The 20,144-nt window shown below is 72.0% G+C and carries 18 protein-coding genes and 2 tRNA genes; 3 read left to right on the top strand and 17 right to left on the bottom strand.

Features of this window, described 5'->3' with window-relative positions:
- Window positions 1-20 precede the first annotated feature (20 nt).
- The 4 genes from EV567_RS02025 to leuS all read right to left on the bottom strand — a co-directional run bounded on the left by EV567_RS02025 (window position 21) and on the right by leuS (window position 6,130).
- Window positions 21-1,241 (bottom strand): helix-hairpin-helix domain-containing protein, encoded by a 1,221-nt coding sequence (locus EV567_RS02025; protein ID WP_130436814.1) that lies wholly within the window; start codon window positions 1,239-1,241, stop codon window positions 21-23.
- 181 nt (window positions 1,242-1,422) lie between these two features.
- On the bottom strand, window positions 1,423-2,268 hold the full coding sequence (locus EV567_RS02020) for a DegV family protein (RefSeq protein ID WP_130436813.1): 846 nt from the start codon (window positions 2,266-2,268) through the stop codon (window positions 1,423-1,425).
- Between the two features lie 120 nt (window positions 2,269-2,388).
- Window positions 2,389-3,117, bottom strand: coding sequence for a hypothetical protein (locus EV567_RS02015; RefSeq protein WP_130436812.1), 729 nt, complete (start codon window positions 3,115-3,117; stop codon window positions 2,389-2,391).
- Window positions 3,118-3,253: 136 nt separating this feature from the next.
- On the bottom strand, window positions 3,254-6,130 hold the full coding sequence (gene leuS, locus EV567_RS02010; protein ID WP_130436811.1) for a leucine--tRNA ligase: 2,877 nt from the start codon (window positions 6,128-6,130) through the stop codon (window positions 3,254-3,256).
- Between the two features lie 422 nt (window positions 6,131-6,552).
- Here leuS and EV567_RS02000 point away from each other — a divergent pair, with 422 nt between their 5' ends.
- The gene (locus tag EV567_RS02000) at window positions 6,553-7,863 is read left to right on the top strand and encodes a cytochrome b/b6 domain-containing protein (RefSeq protein ID WP_207228650.1); all 1,311 of its coding nucleotides are present in this window, start codon (window positions 6,553-6,555) and stop codon (window positions 7,861-7,863) included.
- Entirely contained in the window at window positions 7,860-9,470 is a 1,611-nt protein-coding gene (locus EV567_RS01995; protein ID WP_130436810.1) for an NADH-quinone oxidoreductase subunit NuoF family protein, read from the top strand. Before EV567_RS02000 ends, EV567_RS01995 begins: the two co-directional genes overlap by 4 nt.
- A 173-nt stretch (window positions 9,471-9,643) precedes the next feature.
- Here EV567_RS01995 and EV567_RS01990 read toward each other — a convergent pair.
- The 9 genes from EV567_RS01990 to EV567_RS27740 all read right to left on the bottom strand — a co-directional run bounded on the left by EV567_RS01990 (window position 9,644) and on the right by EV567_RS27740 (window position 14,966).
- A tRNA-Ala gene (locus EV567_RS01990) sits at window positions 9,644-9,716 on the bottom strand.
- 108 nt (window positions 9,717-9,824) lie between these two features.
- Window positions 9,825-10,058: a hypothetical protein gene (locus tag EV567_RS01985; protein ID WP_003976229.1), complete on the bottom strand. Its 234-nt coding sequence runs from the start codon at window positions 10,056-10,058 to the stop codon at window positions 9,825-9,827.
- A gap of 454 nt (window positions 10,059-10,512) precedes the next feature.
- Window positions 10,513-10,585 (bottom strand) — tRNA-Ala (locus tag EV567_RS01975).
- Window positions 10,586-10,700: 115 nt separating this feature from the next.
- Window positions 10,701-11,375, bottom strand: a complete 675-nt coding sequence (locus EV567_RS01970) for a histidine phosphatase family protein (protein WP_130436808.1) — start codon at window positions 11,373-11,375, stop codon at window positions 10,701-10,703.
- Complete coding sequence (gene rsfS / locus EV567_RS01965) at window positions 11,372-11,815, bottom strand: ribosome silencing factor (protein WP_130436807.1); 444 nt, start codon at window positions 11,813-11,815, stop codon at window positions 11,372-11,374. Before rsfS ends, EV567_RS01970 begins: the two co-directional genes overlap by 4 nt.
- Window positions 11,816-11,910: 95 nt before the next feature.
- The gene (locus EV567_RS01960) at window positions 11,911-13,797 is read right to left on the bottom strand and encodes an LCP family protein (protein ID WP_130436806.1); all 1,887 of its coding nucleotides are present in this window, start codon (window positions 13,795-13,797) and stop codon (window positions 11,911-11,913) included.
- Between the two features lie 16 nt (window positions 13,798-13,813).
- Complete coding sequence (nadD, locus tag EV567_RS01955) at window positions 13,814-14,452, bottom strand: nicotinate-nucleotide adenylyltransferase (RefSeq protein ID WP_130436805.1); 639 nt, start codon at window positions 14,450-14,452, stop codon at window positions 13,814-13,816.
- Window positions 14,453-14,531: 79 nt separating this feature from the next.
- Window positions 14,532-14,696 (bottom strand): hypothetical protein, encoded by a 165-nt coding sequence (locus EV567_RS27745; RefSeq protein ID WP_165430287.1) that lies wholly within the window; start codon window positions 14,694-14,696, stop codon window positions 14,532-14,534.
- A 108-nt stretch (window positions 14,697-14,804) separates the two neighbouring features.
- Window positions 14,805-14,966 (bottom strand): hypothetical protein, encoded by a 162-nt coding sequence (locus EV567_RS27740; protein ID WP_165430286.1) that lies wholly within the window; start codon window positions 14,964-14,966, stop codon window positions 14,805-14,807.
- A 141-nt stretch (window positions 14,967-15,107) separates the two neighbouring features.
- On the opposite strand from EV567_RS27740, the gene EV567_RS01950 reads away from it, so the two are divergent.
- Window positions 15,108-16,202 (top strand): M48 family metallopeptidase, encoded by a 1,095-nt coding sequence (locus EV567_RS01950; protein WP_130437536.1) that lies wholly within the window; start codon window positions 15,108-15,110, stop codon window positions 16,200-16,202.
- A 58-nt stretch (window positions 16,203-16,260) separates the two neighbouring features.
- Here the strand turns inward: EV567_RS01950 and EV567_RS01945 are convergent, their stop codons facing one another.
- The 4 genes from EV567_RS01945 to EV567_RS01930 form a co-directional block, all read right to left on the bottom strand.
- Complete coding sequence (locus tag EV567_RS01945; RefSeq protein WP_130436804.1) at window positions 16,261-17,331, bottom strand: hypothetical protein; 1,071 nt, start codon at window positions 17,329-17,331, stop codon at window positions 16,261-16,263.
- A gap of 87 nt (window positions 17,332-17,418) precedes the next feature.
- Window positions 17,419-18,015: a hypothetical protein gene (locus EV567_RS01940; RefSeq protein ID WP_130436803.1), complete on the bottom strand. Its 597-nt coding sequence runs from the start codon at window positions 18,013-18,015 to the stop codon at window positions 17,419-17,421.
- Window positions 18,016-18,112: 97 nt separating this feature from the next.
- Window positions 18,113-19,399, bottom strand: coding sequence for a glutamate-5-semialdehyde dehydrogenase (locus EV567_RS01935; RefSeq protein ID WP_130436802.1), 1,287 nt, complete (start codon window positions 19,397-19,399; stop codon window positions 18,113-18,115).
- An 86-nt stretch (window positions 19,400-19,485) separates the two neighbouring features.
- Complete coding sequence (locus tag EV567_RS01930; protein ID WP_130436801.1) at window positions 19,486-19,968, bottom strand: hypothetical protein; 483 nt, start codon at window positions 19,966-19,968, stop codon at window positions 19,486-19,488.
- Window positions 19,969-20,144: the final 176 nt, after the last annotated feature.

Here is a 20,144-nt window from a genome sequence, read left to right as displayed (position 1 = left end):
CGGCGAGAGGTCGTCGTGGATCATGGCCGTACGAGATCCCGTAGGTCGGCGAAGCGCCGCTGACCGATGCCGTTGACCTCGCGCAGCTCGTCCACGGAGCGGAAACCGCCTTGCTGCGCGCGGTAGTCGACGATGTGCCGCGCCAGGACCGGCCCCACTCCGGGCAGCGCGTCGAGCTGCTCCACGGTGGCTGTGTTGAGCGAGACGGGAACCCCCGCCCCCGTCCCGACACCCGGCCCCGCCGCCCCGCCCGCCGCCGGGCCGCTCGCGGCACCGCCGCCGACCGCGCCACCACCGCCCACCCCCGCGCCGCCCACGACGACCTGTTCCCCGTCGATGAGGAACCGCGCCCGGTTCAGGCCGTCGGTGTTCGTGCCCGGCCGCACCCCGCCGGCCGCGTTCAGCGCGTCGACGACCCGCGAGCCCGCCGGCAGTCGATGGATCCCGGGCTCGCGCACCTTCCCGCTGACGTCCACCACGATCTCGGCCGTGCCCGCTCCCACGCCGGCGCCCGCGACACCCGCTTTGCCCCGCGCCCCCACCACGCCCGCCGCGCCACCCGCTCCAGTGGTCTCCCGCCCGCCGCCCGGCCCGCTCCGTTCGCCTTCCTCGTACGAGGCCGCCCGCACGACCTCCGGCGCCTGCACGGTCCGCGCCCCGCCGGACCAGAAGTGCTGCACGGCGAAGGCCGCGACGGCGACGACGACCACGGAGAGCGCGATCACGCTCCTCGCCTCCAGCCCGCAGCGCGCCTGCACCCATAGCGGCATCCGCTCCCGCAGAGCGAGCCCCGCCCGCGTCCGCCAGTCCGCCCCGTCCACGACTGCGGTTGCGGTTGCGGCGGCCCGCGTCTCTTCGTCCTCAGGCCGCAGCGGACGCGACCGGCCCGCGAACCCGTCGACGACCACCGCCTCCGGCTCGTCCACCGCAAGGAGCACACCGCCGGACCGCTGTGCCGGCTCCCCCGACACGCCCCCGGCCGCACGCCCACCGCCCACCGCGCCGCCGTGCCCCGGCGGCCCGCTTCCCGACGCGCCGCGCCCGCCCCGCTCAGCGGGCTCTCCTCCCGGTCCGCCGAACAACAGCTCCGCCCGTCGGCGCAGTTCCTCCGCCGGGGCAGGACCGCCGCCCACCCGGCCGCGAGCGGGGGTGCGCCGGTGTCGCAGACGCCCGTCGGAGCCGGGCCGCCGGCCGGGCCCACTGGTCGGGTTGGTCCCATGTGAACGTGATCGAAGTGCCATGCGACGAGGATCGGACACTTCGCCACATCGCGATGATCTTGCTCAATTCCCGTGGACAGCGCCCCGGTTGTGGACAACTTCGTCACCCACACGAGTGGGTCTCATCGGGAAGATCGGAGAGAAGACCGAGAGAGAGGACCGAAGGGCCGCCGATTTCCCCGCCACGTCCGTGACGCGGAGGTCACCGGTGCGAGACCACGACTCCCAGCAGTCCCGGCCCGGTGTGCGCACCGATCACCGCGCCCACCTCGCTCACATGCAGCTCCGCGAGGGCGGGCACACGGGCCCGCAGCCGGTCCGCGAGGGCCGACGCCCGCTCGGGGGCGGAGAGATGGTGCACGGCGATGTCGACCGGGGCGCCGCCCGCCCGCTCGGCCACCAGCTCCTCCAGGCGGGCGATCGCCCTCGACGCCGTCCGCACCTTCTCCAGGGGTTCGATCCGCCCTCCGTCGAGCTGGAGCAGCGGCTTCACCGCGAGCGCGGAGCCCAACAGCGCCTGGGCGGCGCCGATCCGGCCGCCGCGGCGCAGATAGTCGAGGGTGTCGACGTAGAAGTAGGCGGAGGTGGCGGCGGCCCGCTTCTCGGCGGCGGTGACCGCCTCGTCGACGCTGCCGCCGGCCTCGGCCGTCTCGGCGGCCGTGAGCGCGCAGAAGCCGAGCGCCATCGCGATCATCCCGGTGTCCACCACCCGCACCGGCACCGGCGCCTCCCGCGCCGCGACCACGGCCGCGTCGTACGTGCCGGACAGCTCGGCGGAGAGATGAAGGGAGACGATGCCGGTGGCGCCGGCCTCGGCGGCCTTGCGGTAGGTCTCGGCGAAGAGCTGGGGGCTGGGGCGCGAGGTGGTGACGGAGCGTCGTTTCTGCAGCGCCACGGCGAGGGAACGGGTGGAGATCTCGGTGCCCTCTTCGAGGGCCTGGCCGCCGACGACGACGGTCAGGGGCACCGCGGTGATGCCGTGGCGCTCCATCGTCCGCTGCGGCAGGTAGGCCGTTGAATCGGTGACGATCGCGACATGGCGGGACATGAGCTGGAGGTTACCTGCCGTAGCCCCCGGACGTCAGCCCGACCCCGTCCGGCCGGCCGTCGCCCGAGGGGCCCCGGCGCCGGGTCCATAGCCCTGCCGGACACCGCGCCGGACGCCGCGTCACGTCGTGCTCTCGGGGCGCGGCTTCTTCTGCCACGGGTACGTGGGCCGGGGTCCCGGCGGGGTGATGGCGGGCCGGGCCGGCTCCCGGGCGGTGCGCACACCGGACGTGCTCGGCCGTCCCTCCTCCGCCGGGGCGGCGGCCGGCGTCTCGGGCCACGGGGCCGAAGCGGGGCCGCCTTCCGCGGTGGTCCAGTGGCGCAGCGCGCCCGCCTCCACGTCGATCTCGGCGCTGAGGGTGTCCAGGTCCTCGTCCGCGAAGCGGCGGGCCCGGTCCCGGGCCGCCCAGCGCAGTGAGTCCGCCGACGCCGTGACGCGCTCGGTGCGCTCCCGCAGCGAGGGCAGCCGCTCGGTGAGCGTGGCCCGGTCGGGTTCGGTCTCCAGGCGCTTGAGCTCGGCGTCCAGTTCGTACCCGTGTGCGCTCAGGCGCTGGAAGAGCGCGAGGGACTCCTTGAGGGACTCGTCCTCCACGGAGCCGGCCCGCAGCGCGTCCTGGGTGGCCCGCATGGAGGTGCGCAGCCTGAGGCGCAGCTGCGCGATCTCCGCGGCGGGACCGAACTGGGTGAAGGACTTGGCCCGCAGCGTGTGGTCCTCGACCGTGCGCCGGGCCTGGGTGAGGGTGCGGTCCACGCTGCGCTTGGCCGCGCCGACCGCCTTCACCGTGGCGTAGGCGCCCAGCGCCAGGAACAGCACGAAGAGCAGTGCGAAGACTGCGATCACCGCTTCCACGAGCTCCTCCTGGCAAATCGGGCTTCGGCACATCGCGCGCCGCTCTCCTCAACGGTAAACGCCACGGGCAGGTCCGAAGTTCCAGAAGAACCCCGAACCTGCCCGTAGGGGACCACCCTGACGCGGGCGCGGCGCGTCACGCAGGGACGATGTTCACCAGCTTCGGCGCCCGCACGATCACCTTGCGGATTCCCGCGCCGCCCAGCGCGTTGACGACGTGGTCGTCGGCCAGCGCCGCCTTCTCCAGCTCCTCGTCGGAGATGGAGGGCGACACCTCCAGGCGCGCCTTGACCTTGCCCTTGATCTGCACGACGCAGGTCACGGTCTCGTCCACGACGTACGCCGGGTCGGCGACGGGGAAGTCGTGGTGGACGACGGAGTCGGTGTGGCCCAGCTTGCGCCACAGCTCCTCGGCGATGTGCGGGGCCAGCGGCGCGACCAGCAGCACCAGCGGCTCGGCGACGGAGCGGGGCAGCGGGCCGCCGGCCTTGGTCAGGTGGTTGTTCAGCTCGGTGACCTTGGCGATGGCGGTGTTGAAGCGCATGCCCTCCAGGTCCTGGCGCACGCCGTCGATCGCCTTGTGCAGCGCCCGCAGGGTGTCCTCGCCGGGCTCGGCGTCGACCACCGTCACCTCGCCGGTGCTCTCGTCGACGACGTTGCGCCACAGCCGCTGCAGCAGCCGGAACTGGCCCACCACCGCGCGCGTGTCCCACGGGCGGGAGACGTCCAGCGGGCCCATCGCCATCTCGTACAGGCGCAGGGTGTCGGCGCCGTACTCGGCGCAGATCTCGTCGGGGGTGACCGCGTTCTTCAGGGACTTGCCCATCTTGCCCAGCAGCCGGGAGACCTTCTCGCCCTGGTGGTAGTAGCCGCCGTCGCGCTCCTCCACCTCGGCGGCCGGCACCGCGATGCCCCGGCTGTCGCGGTAGACGAACGCCTGGATCATGCCCTGGTTGAACAGCTTGTGGAACGGCTCCGCGGAGGAGACGTGTCCCAGGTCGAACAGGACCTTGGACCAGAAGCGCGCGTACAGCAGGTGCAGCACGGCGTGCTCGGCGCCGCCGACGTACAGGTCGACGCCGCCGTGCGGCAGGCCCTCGCGCGGGCCCATCCAGTACCGCTCGATGTCGGGGGCGACCAGCTGCTCGTCGTTGTGCGGGTCCAGGTAGCGGAACTCGTACCAGCAGGAACCGGCCCAGTTGGGCATGGTGTTGGTCTCACGCCGGTACGCGCGCGGGCCGCGCCCGTCGCCCAGGTCCAGGGTGACGTTGACCCAGTCCTCGTTGCGCGACAGCGGCGTCTCGGGGGAGGTGTCGGCGTCGTCCGGGTCGAAGGTGCGCGGCGAGTAGTCCTCGACCTCGGGCAGTTCCAGCGGCAGCATCGACTCGGGCAGGGCGTGGGCGACGCCGTCCTCGTCGTAGACGATCGGGAAGGGCTCGCCCCAGTAGCGCTGGCGGCTGAACAGCCAGTCGCGCAGACGGAAGTTGACGGTGCCTTCGCCGATGCCGGACCGCTCCAGCCAGTCGGTGACGCGCGCCTTGGCCTCGGCGACGTCCAGGCCGTCCAGGGAGATCTCGTCGTTGGACGAGTTGATGATCTTCGCGTCGTAGGAGGCGAAGGCGTCTTCCCAGGTGGAGGTGTCGGTGCCGCGGCCGTCGGTCGGCTCGACGACGCAGTGGATCGGCAGCTCGAAGGCGCGCGCGAACTCGAAGTCGCGCTGGTCGCCCGCCGGGACGGCCATGATCGCGCCGGTGCCGTACCCCATCAGGACGTAGTCGGCGATGAAGACGGGGACGCGCTCGCCGTTGACCGGGTTGGTGGCGTACGAGCCGATGAAGACGCCGGTCTTGTCCTTGGCCTCGGCCTGGCGCTCCACGTCGGACTTGGAGGCGGCCTGGGCGCGGTACGCGGCGACTGCCTCGGCGGGGGTGGCGTGGCCGCCGGTCCACGCCTCGCGGGTGCCCTCGGGCCAGGCCTCCGGGGTGAACTTCTCCACCAGCGGGTGCTCGGGGGCCAGCACCATGTAGGTCGCGCCGAACAGGGTGTCGGGGCGGGTGGTGAAGACGGTGATGCGCTCGCCGTCGATGGGGAAGTCGACGCGGGCGCCCTCGGAGCGGCCGATCCAGTTGCGCTGCTGCAGCTTGATGGCCTCGGGCCAGTCCAGCGCGTCCAGGTCGGTCAGCAGCCGGTCGGCGTAGGCGGTGATGCGCATGTTCCACTGGCGCAGCTTTGCCTTGAAGACCGGGTAGTTGCCGCGCTCGGAGCGGCCGTCGGCGGTGACCTCCTCGTTGGCCAGGACCGTGCCCAGGCCGGGGCACCAGTTGACGGGCGCGTCGGAGGCGTAGGCCAGGCGGAACTCGCCCAGGACGTCGGCGCGTTCCGAGGCGTCCAGCTCGCTCCACGCGCGGGTGTGGCCGGGCACGGGGCGCTCACCGGACTCGAACGCGGCCACCAGCTCGGCGATCGGGCGGGCCCGGCCGGCCTCCTGGTCGTACCAGGAGTTGAAGATCTGCAGGAAGATCCACTGGGTCCACTTGTAGTAGTCCGGGTCGATCGTGGCGAACGACCGGCGCTTGTCGTGGCCCAGGCCCAGCCGGCGCAGCTGGGCCTTCATGTTCTCGATGTTGGCCTCGGTGGACACGCGCGGGTGCGTGCCGGTCTGCACGGCGTACTGCTCGGCGGGCAGGCCGAAGGCGTCGAAGCCCAGGGTGTGCAGGACGTTGTGGCCGGTCATGCGCTGGTAGCGGGCGAAGACGTCGGTGGCGATGTAGCCCAGGGGGTGGCCGACGTGCAGGCCCGCACCCGACGGGTAGGGGAACATGTCCATGATGAACTTCTTGGGCCGGGCTGCGACCTCGGGGTCGCCCGCCAGGTCGCCCTCGGGGTTCGGCGCCGCGTAGGTTCCCTCGGCGTCCCAGACGTCCTGCCAGCGTGCCTCGATCTCGGCGGCGACTGCGGCCGTGTAGCGGTGCGGCGCGGCCGTCTCGGCGGCCGCGGGGTTCGTCTCGCTCATGATCCTTTAAGCTCCATCGATCGTCTCTGCCAGCGGCTGCGATTCAAGAAACGAAAAAACCCCTCGCACAGGAGGGGACGCCGCGCCGATTCCGAACCGTCCGGTTCACCGGCGTTCGGGACTGATCAGCGCGGCTCGCTAAGCAGAAGGCGTACGGCACGCATGGGCAAAGGGTACCGCAGCGCTTGAGCAGACTGCGACGCGCTTCCGTATGCGTGGTCGACAATGACACCGACCGCACGGAGCCCTCGGGACTGAACCAGAGTCAAAGCTTACCTGGCGTAACAGCCGCTATGGGACATCCCACCAGCCGCATCGTCCTTTTGCCACAACGCAATACCCAAACCTCGTACCCATCGGTATGGCGCCCACTTAGAGTTCGGCAGCGGGACCGCTTTCCCGAACTGCTCGGAGTTGCCCCCATGAACACTCGTAGTAACAGCTCGCTCCCCCGGCCCGGCCGGTCGGCCTACGGGGTGGCGACCGCTGTCGTCCTCATCCTCATACCCGTGGTGGTGCTGGTCGGAGGCGACCGGTTCCAGGAGTTCCTGAACTTCGGCGCGGGCGTGCTCTCCCTCGTCTCGCTCAGCTGCTCGGTGATCTGGGGCCTGGTCGCCCAGGACCGGGTCATCCTCAACACGCGCCAGCGCATCGTCGGCCAGGCGGTGCACAGGACGACGGCCGTCGCCTCGATCGCGTTCCTGCTGCTGCACATCACCACGAAGATCGCGCTGGAGCACACCCAGCTCATCGCCGCGATCATCCCGTTCTCGCTCGGCGTCACCGGCAGCGGCTTCCTCATCGGCCTGGGCTCCCTGGCCGGCCTGCTGATGATCTTCGTGGGCATCACCGGAGCGCTGCGCTCCCGGTTCGCCTCCCCGGCCCCGGTGGCCGCCCGCTGGCGCGCGATGCACATGCTGGCCTATCCGGCCTGGTGCGCCGCGCTGCTGCACGGGCTCTACGCGGGTCGCGCGGCCAAGCCGATCTTCGTGATCCTGTACGGACTGGCGCTGGTCGGCGTCATGGCCGCCCTGGCGCTGCGCGCCGCCCCCCGCCCGGTCAAGCGCCAGCTCGCCGACCGCATCGGCGCGATCATCGGCGGCGAGCCCGAGCCGGCCGGCCGGGACGCGCTGGAGGCCAGCCGCGCGCGCATGGCCGAGGCGACCGGGTCGGGCTCGCTGCCCGGGTACGAGAGCCGCTCGAGCCGCTCCTCCGGCGCCGACGCCATGGGCTCCTCGCGCAGGTCGCCGTCCTCGTCGTCACTGTTCGACGCGCCCGCCGGCGCGGAGCCCGCGAACGGCTTCGCCGCCGCCTACCGCGCCGTCAACACCCCCCGCGGGCAGCAGCAGTCCTACGGGGCGGACCAGACCGCGCGCATGAACATGCCGTTCGACATGCAGGCCACGGAGGCGATGCCGCGGGTCGACAACGGCGGCAGCACCTCGGGCAGCTGGCCGATCCCGTCCCCGCCGCCGGTCGGCGAGGCGCCCCAGTCGGTCTACGACCCGCTCCAGGACACGGGATTCACCATCCCGGTCTATGGCAATCCGGGCACCGCCGGATACCCCGGGAGTGATGCGTACAACATCGGTGAGACGAACACCGGGTACAACGCGTACAACCCGAACGACACGTACAACAGCGGTCCCGCCAACGAACCGGCGCCCGGAGCGTCCTTCGACACTCCGGGTGCGGGCGAACCTTGGAACATGCCTTCCGGAGGCTATAGGTGAACGAGGCCCTGCCCGACACCCCGGAAGTCCGCGTCGTCGGACTTCCGCAGCTCACGTCGGGTTTCGACCTTGTCGAAAGACTCGATCTGCCCATGCACCTGAAGGTGCACGGGCCGCTCGAACCCATGGGCGGAGAGAAGCTCGCGCAGCTCTCCGAGCGCATCAACCTCAAGGGCCGCGGCGGCGCGGGCTTCCCCTTCCACAAGAAGCTGCGCTCGGTCGCCGACGCGGCGATCAAGCGGGGCGTGCGGCCGGTCGTCGTCGTCAACGGCAGCGAGGACGAACCGGCCTGCCGCAAGGACACGGTGATGATCAACCGTGCCCCGCACCTGATCCTGGACGGCGCGCTGCTCGTCGCCGAGGCACTGGGCGCCCGCACGCTCGTGGTGGCGGTCACCCGTGAGTCGACCGAGCGCTCCATGGAGGCCGCCCTCGCCGAGCGCGGCCTGAGCAACGGCCGCCGCTCGGCGCTGAAGGCGTTCGTCCAGCGCAACCCGATCCGCATGGTCACCGGCGCGGCCGCCTCCGTGATCCGCTCCATCGACGGCGGCCCGGCGATCCCGCCCGGCCGCAAGGTCAGCGCCTCGCAGAACGGCGTCGGCGGCGCCCCCACGCTGCTGTCCAACGCCGAGACCTTCGCCCAACTCGCCATCGCCGCCCGCATCGGCGCCGAGCGCTACGGCAACACCGGCCTGTACGACGAGCCCGGCACCGTGATGCTGACGGTGTCCGGCGCCGTCGCCCGCCCGATGGTGATCGAGGTCCCCACCGGCGTCCCCTTGCGTTACGTCCTGCAGTTGGCGGGCGCCCCGCCGGTCCCGCAGGGCGTGCTCACCGGCGGCTACCACGGCAAGTGGATCGACGCCGCCACCGTCAACGAGGCGGTCGTCTCCCGCAACTCCCTGGACGCCGTGGGCGGCGCGCTGGGCGCCGGGGCGATCCTGCCGATCAGTCAGGAGACCTGCCCGCTGGGCGAGTCGCTGCGGGTGGCCCAGTGGCTGGCCGAGGAGAGCGCCGGACAGTGCGGCCCCTGCTACCTCGGTCTGCCGGCCGCGGCGCGCGGCATGGAGGACATCCTCAACGGCGGCGGCCCGGCCGCCCTGGAGGCCCTCAAGCAGGTCGCCAAGAACGTCAAGCGGCGCGGCGCGTGCTCGCACCCGGACGGCTCCGCGATGTTCCTGGAGTCGACGATCAAGGCGTTCACGGACGACCTCGCGGCGCACGTCCTCGGCAACGGCTGCGGACGGTCCGTGGAGGGCGTTCTGCCGCTCTTCGAGGGCGGTATGGGCCCGGCGAGCCTCCCCGGCGGTTCGGAGCCCTCGGACACCGGCGACAGCCGTCAGAAGATCTTCGTGGACTGGACCCTGTGCCGCGGTCACGGCCTGTGCGCGGACATCCTCCCGGAGGTCTTCCAGCTCGGCGCCGACGGCTTCCCCACCGTGGCGCAGGCGAAGGTGCCGCGTTACGCGGAGGCCAAGGCGCTGCGGGCGGTGCGGCGCTGCCCGGCGCTGGCCCTACGCATCGAGGAGGACACGCGCGGCCAGGCGCCCTCGCGCAACCTCCCGGTCCTCTCCCAGGGCCGCGGACGCCGCGCCCTGGGCCGCTGACGCGGTACGCACGCGCGAGGGGCCGCCTGGAAACAGGCGGCCCCTCGCGCGTGTGCGGGTCGTCGGCACACCCACTGGGACGCGCGTGTGCGGTGGGCCGGCGCATCGGACGCGCGCCGGTGTGCGAACGCAAAAGATCCCGCCGGATCTTTTCGATCCGGCGGGATCTGCTGTGGAGCTAAGGAGAATTGAACTCCTGACCTCCTGCATGCCATGCAGGCGCTCTACCAACTGAGCTATAGCCCCTTGTTCTGCTCCGGCGGGTTTCCCCGGCGGCGAAGCCAACATTACACGGTCCGGGGGGCGGACCACCAAATCGTTTCCGTTCCGTCCGCTTTGGCGAGGAAAGTCGGCTCAAGCCGTCACGAACGAGTAGAACCGCTTGAGGGTGCAGTGCTCCTCCAGGAGCCGGCCGTAGATCGGCTCGCCCTCCAACTCCCGGTAGGTCTCGATGGGATCGCCTTTTATGATCAGCGCCCGCGCGCATTCCTCGCACCAGTACTGGTAGTCGGGGTTGACCGGCTCCATGTCCCGCACGATCGGGGTGCCGCTGCCGCACCAGTCGCACTTCCGCCTGTGTGCACCCATCGATCAGCTCCAGCTGTGGCGGCAGGCCGTACACACGCAGGAGATCCCGCCGTTGTCCCCGAGGACCTGGGCGACGAAAGCGGAACCACAGGAAGGGCAGCTGAGCCGGGTGGCCGTTTCCCGTGTCCATGCTGCTCCGCAGAGGTGGCCGACCTCTCCGAGGATGCTCGCAGGCATCGCTACTCCCTCCCGTCGGGCCGCGCCCCCTTCCGGCCGTTTGATTCTGCCACGGCCGGGCCAATACGGTCAGCGACGCCTCAGTACCAGTCCGGACACGGCACCTCGGCACGACCGCCCCAGCGAGCGCGAACATGCATGTGAGAAGCGCTTTCGCAGAGGTATACGCCTCCCGGAGCCGAAGTGACTCAAGCCGACGACAAAAGATCCCGCCCCCGAGACGGGGGACGGGATCTTGTCGAAGCGATCTCCGACGACTCCGGAGAGAGTCGGACCGTGGAGCTAAGGAGAATTGAACTCCTGACCTCCTGCATGCCATGCAGGCGCTCTACCAACTGAGCTATAGCCCCTGGTTCCACGTGGCGAACCTCGTGGTGTTTCGCTCCGCTCCGCGGTGCGAACAAGAAGAACTTTAGCCTGCGACCTGCCGGAAAGTGAAATCGGCCCCCGGGCCGCCCCGAGGGGTCAGTCGTCGTCGCCGAGCACCGGTTCCGGCAGGGTGCCGGCGTTGTGCTCCAGCAGGCGCCAGCCGCGGGCTCCCTCGCCCAGGACGGACCAGCAGCAGTTGGAAAGCCCGCCGAGGCTCTCCCAGTCGCGGGCGTCCAGACCGAGGAGCCGGCCGATGGTGGTGCGGATCGTGCCGCCGTGGCTGACGACGACGAGCGTGCCGTCCTCGGGAAGCTTCTCGGCGTGCCGCAGCACCACGGGGGCGGCGCGGTCGGCGACCTCCGTCTCCAGTTCGCCGCCGCCGCGTCGGACCGGCTCACCGCGCTTCCACGCGGCGTACTCGTCACCGTGCCGGGCGACGATCTCCTCGTGCGTCAGGCCCTGCCACACGCCCGCGTACGTCTCACGCAGGCCCTCGTCGTGGGCGACGTCCAGAGCGGTGAGCGCGGCGAGCTCGGCCGCCGTGTTCGCGGCCCGGGACAGGTCCGAGGCGACGATCGCGTCGGGCTTGAGGGAGGCGAGCAGCCTGGCGGCGCGGCGGGCCTGGGCGACCCCCTCCTCCGTCAGGGGGACGTCCGTCGTGCCCTGGAAGCGGCGCTCCACGTTCCAGGCGGTCTGGCCGTGCCGCCAGAGGATGATCCGGCGGCCCCGGCCCTCCGTGCGGCCCGCGGCGGCCCGGGAGTCGGCGCTCATCGCGGGTCCCCGAAGGCGGCGGCGTCCTCCTCGGCCTTCAGCGCGGCGTGCTCCTTGGCCTTGCCGCGGGTCGCCTTGGCGTCCTCCGGGAGGTCGAGCTCGGGGCAGTCCTTCCACAGCCGCTCCAGGGCGTAGAAGACGCGCTCCTCGCTGTGCTGGACGTGGACGACGACGTCCACGTAGTCGAGGAGGACCCAGCGGGCCTCGCGGTCGCCCTCGCGGCGCACCGGCTTGGCGCCGAGCTCCTTGTTCAGCCGCTCCTCGATCTCGTCGACGATCGACTTGACCTGGCGGTCGTTGGGGGCGGAGGCCAGCAGGAAGGCGTCCGTGATCGACAGCACGTCGCTGACGTCGTAGGCGATGATGTCGTGCGCGAGCTTGTCGGCGGCCGCCTGCGCGGCGGTGGTGATGAGTTCGAGAGAGCGGTCGGTGGCGGTCACTACACGGCTTTCCGTCGGCGGTCGTTTGACCTCAAGGGTCTCACGACCGCCGACGGCGCCCCATCCGTTTCACGTCCGCCCGCCGGGTGGTGGCTTCACGAGGTGGACGCCTTGTAGTCCTCGCCGAGGACGACGGTGACGTCCGCGTTGGCGGTGACGGTCCCCTTCTTGACGGCGCCGGCGGGCAGGCCCAGGGTCTTGGCGACCTCGGCGGCTTTCTCCTTGTCGGCGTCGTTCCCGTAGAGGACCTTGGAGGCGCTCTGCGTGCCGGACGGCTTCCCGCCGTCCAGGAAGGTGAAGCCGCCGTTGAGGAGCACCACGCGCGCGTTCTCGGTGTCGGCTGTGCGGCCGCTCGCGTTCTGGACGGAGACGCTGACGGCGGCGTCCTTGTCGGGGCTCTTCGCGGTGCCGCCGAGGACGTCCTTGACGACGTTCGCGCCGGCCTGGGCGCTGAGGGTGCCGTCGGCCTCCACGGGCAGCAAGGCGGTCTTGTAGTCGCCGCCCTTGGCGAGGTCGGCGAGCCGGGCGAGGAACGCGCCGAGGTCCTTGTCGGTCAGCGAGGGGTCGAGGATCTGCGCCAGCGTCTGGACGGTGACCGTGGCGGCCTGCGCGTCGGAGGACACCTTGCGCAGCACCGCCTGCATCACCTGGCCGAAGCGTTCCAGCTGGGCGTTCTGGGCCTCGCCCTCGGCGCGGTAGGTGGCGTAGGCGACGGCCATCTTGCCGCTGAGGGTCTGGTTCTCACCCTTGTTGACGAGGGGGGCCGCGCCCTTCTTCTTGGCGGTGGGGTCGGGCACGGCGGTGTCGGTGTCGACCTCGATGGTGCCGACGAGGTCGACGAGGTTCTGCAGATAAGGCGTGTCGAGGCGCCAGGTGCCCTGGATCCGGGTGCCGAGGACAGTGTCCAGCGCCTCGCGCGTCCCGGCCGAGCCGTCGGCGTCCACGGACTTGGCGAGGGTCGTCGTGGTGCCGTCGTCTGCGGTGACGACGAGGGAGTTGGGCAGCAGCACCGTGGTGCCCTTCTCGGTGGTCGTGTTGTCGACCAGCAGCACGGTGGAGGTGCCCTGACCGCCGGTGTCGTGCAGGTGGACCACGACCACGTCGCGCTTCTGCGCGGCGGAGGCGGTGGCGGCGCCGGTCTTGGACTCCCCGGACGACGACAGGCCGGGGAGCTTCCCGGCGTACCAGAGGTAGCCGACGCCGCCCACCGCGACCAGGGCGAGGACGACGACCAGGGCGACGAGCCGGCTGCGGGCGCGGCGCTTGGCCTCCTCGCGGCGCTCGGTGCGGTTCTCGGTGAAGTTCAGCCAGTCGATGACGTCCTCGGAGTCGCCGTCGGGCTCCTCCACGAACGCGAACTGCTCGGTGCGGTAGTCGCCTTGGGCCGCGTCACCACCGCGCTCCCCGGATCCGGCGCCCTCCGCCCCGGGCCCCTCGGACGCCCCGGCGGCCTCCTGCGCCGCCGGCTCGGCGTGCGGGTGCCCGGTCGGTGAGGCAGGCGCTGCGGCCTGGCCGGTGCGAGCCGAGCGGTCGCCGGCGGGGCCGGCCTGGTGCGGGATGTAGGCGGTCTGCTCGGTGACGCGCGGCTGCTGCCCGCTGTTCGCGGCCTGCCCGTAGGGGTCGTACGGGTCGTAGGGGGCCGTGGTCCCGGAGGTGTACGGGTCGTGGGCCACCGGAGTCTGACGGCCCGTGTCGTAGCCGGAGACGGGCGTCTGCTGTCCGGTGTCGTAGGGGCCTGCGGCGTACGGGTCGTAGGCGTGCGTCTGCTGCTGCGCGCCGGAGGCGTACTGGTCGTAGCCGTAGTCCTGCTGCGGGCGCTGCGCGTACGGGTCGTAGGGCTGCGCCTGGACCTGCCGGTACACCGGCTGTCCGTACTCGTCGTAGCCGACGAGCTCGTACGAGGCCTCGCCGTACCCGGCGCCGTGGCCACCGCCGTGGCCGGCGTCGTATCCCGCGTCTCCCGCGTCGTATCGGTCGTTCACCGGTACCCCTCTCGGCTCACTCGCCGCGGTACAGCTCGCGCTTGTCGATGTAGCGCACGACTCCGTCCGGCACCAGGTACCAGACGGGGTCGCCCTTGGCGACTCTCACGCGGCAGTCGGTGGAGGAGATGGCCAGGGCGGGGACCTCGACGAGGGAGACGCCCCCTTCGGGGAGCCCGGGGTCGGCGAGGTTGTGACCCGGCCGGGTCACCCCGACGAAGTGGGCGAGGGAGAACAGCTCCGCGCTGTCCCGCCAGGTCAGGATCTGACCCAGGGCGTCCGCGCCGGTGATGAAGAAGAGGTCGGTGTCGGGGTTGAGGGCCCGCAGGTCGCGCAGGGTGTCCACGGTGTAGGTGGGCCCGCCCCGGTCGATGTCGATGCGGCTGACCGAGAACTGCGGGTTCTCGGCGGTCGCGATGACCGTCATCAGGTAGCGGTCCTCGGCCAGGGAGACCCTGCGGTGGCTCTTCTGCCAGGGCTCGCCGGTCGGGACGAACACGACCTCGTCCAGGTGGAACCGCGCGGCGGCCTCGCTGGCCGCCACCAGGTGCCCGTGGTGGATCGGGTCGAACGTTCCGCCCATGACGCCGAGACGGCGCCTGCCCCGCTTCGCCGGGCCGTGCGCCGGGCCGGTAGGCATGTCCTGCTCTCCCATGCGTGCAGACCCTACCGGCCCCGCCCGAGGGGGCCGGCCGACGGGAGTCCGGGATGCCCCGGTATGGCCACGGGGTACCTCAGCGGTCGCGGTTGAACCGGGTGGTGACCCAGAGCAGGAGCAGCAGGATGAGGAAGGCGGAACCGCCGGTGACCAGCGGGCTCAGGCTCTCGTGGTTGCCGCCCTTCTCCTCGCCCTCGGCTGCGAGGGTGACCAACTGGGCGGCGGCGCTGTGGAAGCTCATCTTCGGCAGGACCTATCCAATGTGGGCGGGATAAAGATGTCGGCCCATCGTAAGCGTGCGGCTCGCCGCCCCTCACGCCGACTCCGCCCCGGGAACCTTCCCGGACGCTCAGTCGTCCTTCCGCTTGTAGCCACGCAGCAGGAACCAGGCGGTCAGCGCACAGCCCACCAGCATGACGACCAGGACGACGCGGAGCAGGTTGCCCGGCTCCTGCCGCTGGGCGGCGCCGGCGGCCTCGGCGAGCCAGGCTGCTGCGGGGTTGTGCTCCATGGCGCGGGTCTCCTTCTGCGTGGTGCCCGTCCACCGTAACTCCGCCTAGGCTGGGCCCTGCTCCGGGAGCGCAAAGGGCCCCACAAGGGTCCGTAAAGGCCTCGCACACGAGGGCCCATACACACGCACATGGGGGATGACATGTCCGACGACGGCCACGAGCAGACCGGGCGCGCGAACGTGCCGAGCAGGCAGCGCACCCGCTTTCCCGGGATCTCCTCGCGTGCGTACGAGCACCCGGCCGACCGCTCCGCCCTGGTCGCGCTGCGCAAGCTGAGCGGCTTCGACACGGTCTTCAAGGCGCTCAGCGGGCTGCTGCCCGAGCGGAGTCTGAGACTGCTGTTCCTGTCCGACTCGGTGCGTGTGTCCGACGAGCAGTTCGCCCACCTGAACGACATGCTGCGGGACGCCTGTTACATCCTGGACCTGCCGAAGGTCCCGCCGATGTACGTCACCCAGGACCCGCAGCCCAACGCGATGTGCATCGGCCTGGACGAGCCGATCATCGTGGTCACCACGGGCCTGATCGAGCTGCTCGACGAGGAGGAGATGCGGGCGGTCGTCGGCCACGAGGTGGGGCACGCCCTGTCCGGCCACTCCGTGTACCGCACCATCCTGCTGTTCCTGACCAGTCTGGCCATGCGGGTGGCCTGGATCCCGCTCGGCAACATCGCGATCATGGCCGTCGTGACGGCACTGCGCGAGTGGTTCCGCAAGTCGGAGCTGTCCGCGGACCGCGCCGGGCTGCTGGTCGGCCAGGACCTGCGGGCCTCGATGCGCGGCCTGATGAAGATCGCGGGCGGCAACCACCTGCACGAGATGAACGTGGACGCGTTCCTGAAGCAGGCCGAGGAGTACGAGGCGGGCGGCGACCTGCGCGACTCCGTGCTGAAGATCCTGAACGTGCTGCCCCGCTCGCACCCCTTCACCACCGTGCGCGCCGCCGAGCTGAAGAAGTGGGCGGAGTCCCGCGACCACCAGCGGATCATGGACGGTCACTACCCGCGCCGCTCCGAGGACAAGGACACCTCGGTCTCGGACTCCTTCCGCGAGTCGGCCTCGCACTACGCCGACCACGTCAAGAGCTCGAAGGACCCGCTGATGAAGCTGGTCACCGACCTCGCGGGCGGGGCGGGCAACCTGGGCGGCCGGGTCCGGCGCGGTTTCGACGGCTTCACCGGTTCCGCACCCCCGAAGGAGCGTCCGGCGGACGCGCCCCCGCGCGAGGACGACTGACCGACGGCGGGACGCCGCCCGTGACCGCGAGCTCAGAGCCGGGCTCACGCCCGCGGGCTCACACCTGCGGTTCCGCGCTGCTCGCCAGCGACCCGCACAGCGCCGGCGCGTCGCCCGTCACGTACGGGTCCGTGCCGGCCGGGCCGCCCGCCTTGGCGCTCTGGCCGGCGAGCAGCGGCCGCAGATGCCCCGCGGAGTCCTCGGCGCAGGACAGCGGGCCGGCCTGGAGGGAGGAGACGACCAGCTGGGTCTGGCGCAGCCGTAGGTCGTCGAGGTCGAAGCGGAAGTGCAGCTCACGGCGGACGGTGAACAGCGAGACCTGCGCCCCGGCGTCGGCGCCGACGGGCCTCAGGGCGTAGACGAAGGTGTGGTCAGCGGTGACCTCCAGGGTCGCCGAGTCGTTCTCGGCGGCCTCCAGGGTGCCCTGCACCCGGATCTCGGGGTCGGCCAGCTCGGCCCGGGAGGGGTCCAGGCGGACCAGCCAGCCGGTGGGCGCGTGCCGTCCGTCGGCGGCCGGGTGGGCGAAGCTCTCGTCGAACTGGTCGAGCTGCTCGGGTGAGATCAGCAGCCGCACCGGCCGGACCTGCTGCCCGGTGAGCACCTCCGGGTAGAGGGAGGAGCGCATGACGTAGTCGCGGGCGGTGAGCAGTGCGGTGACGACCTGGCTGTCGGAGAAGTGCGCGGTGCGCCGGGCGGCGGGCAGTGGGATGCCCGCCGCGCCGACGCGGAAGTTGGCGGCCGGGCTGTGGGCGTACAGGGAGGCGGTGTCGGTCGAGCCGGGTACGGCTCCCTGCGGGGCGAGCGGGATGACCGTCATCCGCAGGGGTTCCGCCGGCCGGCGGGCCGCCGCGTTCTGGTAGGGGTGGCGTACGCCCATGTAGACGGCGGTGCCGAAGGCGAGCGCGATCAGCACCACCAGGACGAGCGCCTGCCGGGACAGTCCCCGGTGCGCGGGCGGGCGGCGGCGCACGGCGGGCGCGTGCTCGGCGATGCGTTCTTCGGCGGAGTACTCCTGGAGGCGGGCAGCACGGACGAACGATTCGTCGAAGACGACGGATCGGTACTCGTCCTCGCCGCCGCCGGGAGTTCCCTCGGGTGTCCCCTGCGGTGGGTCGCCAGGCCCGCCCATACTTTCAGGGTAGGTCGCGGGGAGCCCCGGTAAACGCCCGGCATTCTGACAAGTTCTGACAGCTTCTCACCCGTCGGCGGGCCTCGTTCAGGGCGTGTGCGGGACCGCAGGGACGGGTGAGCGCATCCGGTCCGCGGCGCCTTCGGCGGCCGCCTCGGGCGGCGCGGAGGGGCCGCCGCCCTGGCCGAGGCCGGTGGAGGCGGGCAGCGGCCTCCGGTCCCGGTTGTCGGAGGAGGCTCCCCGGTAGACCGCGGCGAAGGCCAGCGCGACCATGCCGATGCCCATGACGACGGCGAGCACCCAGGCGACGGGGCGGTGCCAGCGCGCCTGGCGGCCGTAGGGGCCGATGTCGTCGTAGTCGTCGTAGTGGCGTTCCCAGGCGGCCACGTCGTCGTCCAGGTCGCCCTGGTGCGGATCATGGCCGAAACGGCGTGGGCCTTCGGGTCTGTAGGGGTCGTCGTAGCGGTCGCGGCGGGCGCGGGCTCGGCGGGCTTCGGCCTCGGCCCTTGCCTCGGCGGCGGCCAGGAGGCGTTCGACGGCGGTCGGCTCGTGCACCACGGCCGCCTGCACGAAGGCCTCGTCGAAGACCACGGAGGCGAACTCTTCGTCCGACACCCCGCGGTCCTGGTCGTCGTCGGGCTCCGAGCCGTCCGGGAACGGCGTGCCCCCCACGTCCTCCGGCACGGGTCCAGAGTAGACCTGGGCGGTCGCCTTGGGCAGGCGGAAGGGAAATTCATCCGCCTGCTGAGACGGCTCGGCGGCTCCTCGAGGGGCGCGCGGGTCAGCGCCGGACGTGTCCGTCGCCGGTGACGATGTACTTCGTGCTGGTCAGCTCCGGCAGGCCCATAGGGCCCCGGGCGTGCAGTTTCTGGGTGGAGATGCCGATCTCCGCGCCGAAGCCGAACTGGCCGCCGTCGGTGAAACGGGTGGAGGCGTTGACGGCGACGGTGGTGGAGTCGACCAGCTGGGTGAACCGGCGGGCGGCCTGCTGCGAGGTGGTGACGATCGCCTCGGTGTGGCCGGAGGTCCACAGCCGGATGTGCTCGACGGCCTTGTCCAGGGAGTCGACGACGGCGGCGGCGATGTCGTGGGAGAGGTACTCCGTCTCCCAGTCCTCCGGGGTCGCCTCGACGAGGGTCGCCTTGGAGTCCTCGCCGTACGCCATGACCCGCTCGTCCGCGTGGACGGTGACGCCGGCCTCGGCGAGGGCGTCGAGGGCGCGGGGCAGGAACTCGGGGGCGATGTCCTGGTGGACCAGGAGGGTCTCGGCGGCGTTGCAGACACTGACCCGGTGGGCCTTGGAGTTGATCAGGATCTCGATCGCCATGTCGATGTCGGCGTGGGCGTCGACGTAGACATGGCAGTTGCCGGTGCCGGTCTCGATCACCGGGACGGTGGACTCGGAGACGACCGTCCGGATGAGGGAGGCGCCGCCGCGCGGGATGAGGACGTCGACGAGACCGCGGGCGCGCATCAGCTCGCGCACGCTGTCCCGGCTCTCGCCGGGCACCAGCTGGACGGCGTCGGCGGGCAGCCCGGCGCCGCCGACCGCGTCGCGGATCACCCGGACGAGGGCGGAGTTGGACTCGTAGGCGGAGGCGGAGCCGCGCAGCAGCACGGCGTTGCCCGACTTCAGGCAGAGCGCCGCCGCGTCCACGGTCACGTTGGGCCGGGCCTCGTAGATGATGCCGACCACGCCGAGCGGGACGCGGACCTGGCGCAGGTCGATGCCGTTGGGCAGGGTCGAGCCGCGCACCACCTCGCCGACCGGGTCGGGCAGCGCGACGACGTCCCGCACGTCGGAGGCGATGGCCCGCACCCGCTCCGGGGTGAGGGTCAGCCGGTCGACGATGGCCTCGCTGGTGCCGGCCTCGCGGGCCTTGGCGACGTCCTTGGCGTTGGCCTCGACGACGTCGCTCGCACGGACCTCCAGCGCGTCCGCGATGGCGAGGAGCGCGTCGTCCTTCACGGCCCGGGGCAGCGGCGCGAGGTCGGCGGCGGCCGCCTTGGCGCGGTAGGCGGCCTGGGTGACCGGGGAGAGGGCGTCGTACGGCGAGAGCGTGGTCATACGGGAAGGGTAGTGCGCCGGGCCGCCCCGTTCGGCGTGCGTTCCACACGCCGAGACACGCGCTGGGACGGGTGCCGGAAGCGAGGTCAGAAGGGGTGGACGCCCACCGGTGCGGCCGGCGCCGGGCCGCAGCCCTCGGCGATGCGCTGGTGGTAGGTCTGGCGGTCGATGACCTCCAGTCCGACGATCTCCCAGGCCGGCAGTCCGGCCGTCTGCCGGTGCTCGCCCCACAGCCGCAGGGCGACGGCGGCCGCGTCGTGCAGGTCGCGGGCCTCCTCCCAGTAGCGGATCTCCGCGTGGTCGGCGGCGTAGCGGCTGGTCAGGAGGAAGGGGTGGTCGTGGGCGAGCTGTTCCAGGGCGCGCCGCAGCTCCTTCAGGTCGGCGTCGGCCCCGGAGACGCTGAGGGTGACGTGCCACAGGCGGGGCAGGTCCTCGGCCCCGGCGTGCAGCGCGCCCTCGTCTCCGTCGGCCTCCGCGGCCCGGTACCGCTCCCCGGCCGCGACGCTGGTCAGGGCGCGTTCCTCGCCGGCACCGCCGCGGGTCGCCGCCCCAGGGCGCACTCGTCTCACGACGGCCTCCTTTACGCAGCGCTCGTGCGGAACGTGTCCGTGCAGGGGGCATGGACGGGTCCTTGCCCCCGACACAAAGTTGAGCAGGCCGCGCGGCTCCTTGGGGCGGTTTCACGGAACGTCCCCCGCCGGTCCCGGCCGTTCGACCCCGCCCGGAATCCGCCGTTCGACGCCTC

The sequence above is a fragment of the Streptomyces sp. BK239 genome (assembly GCF_004217285.1).
Lineage (GTDB): Bacteria > Actinomycetota > Actinomycetes > Streptomycetales > Streptomycetaceae > Streptomyces.
The sequence above is the reverse complement of the archived record's forward strand: the minus strand, read 5'-3'. Positions and strand labels throughout refer to the sequence as shown.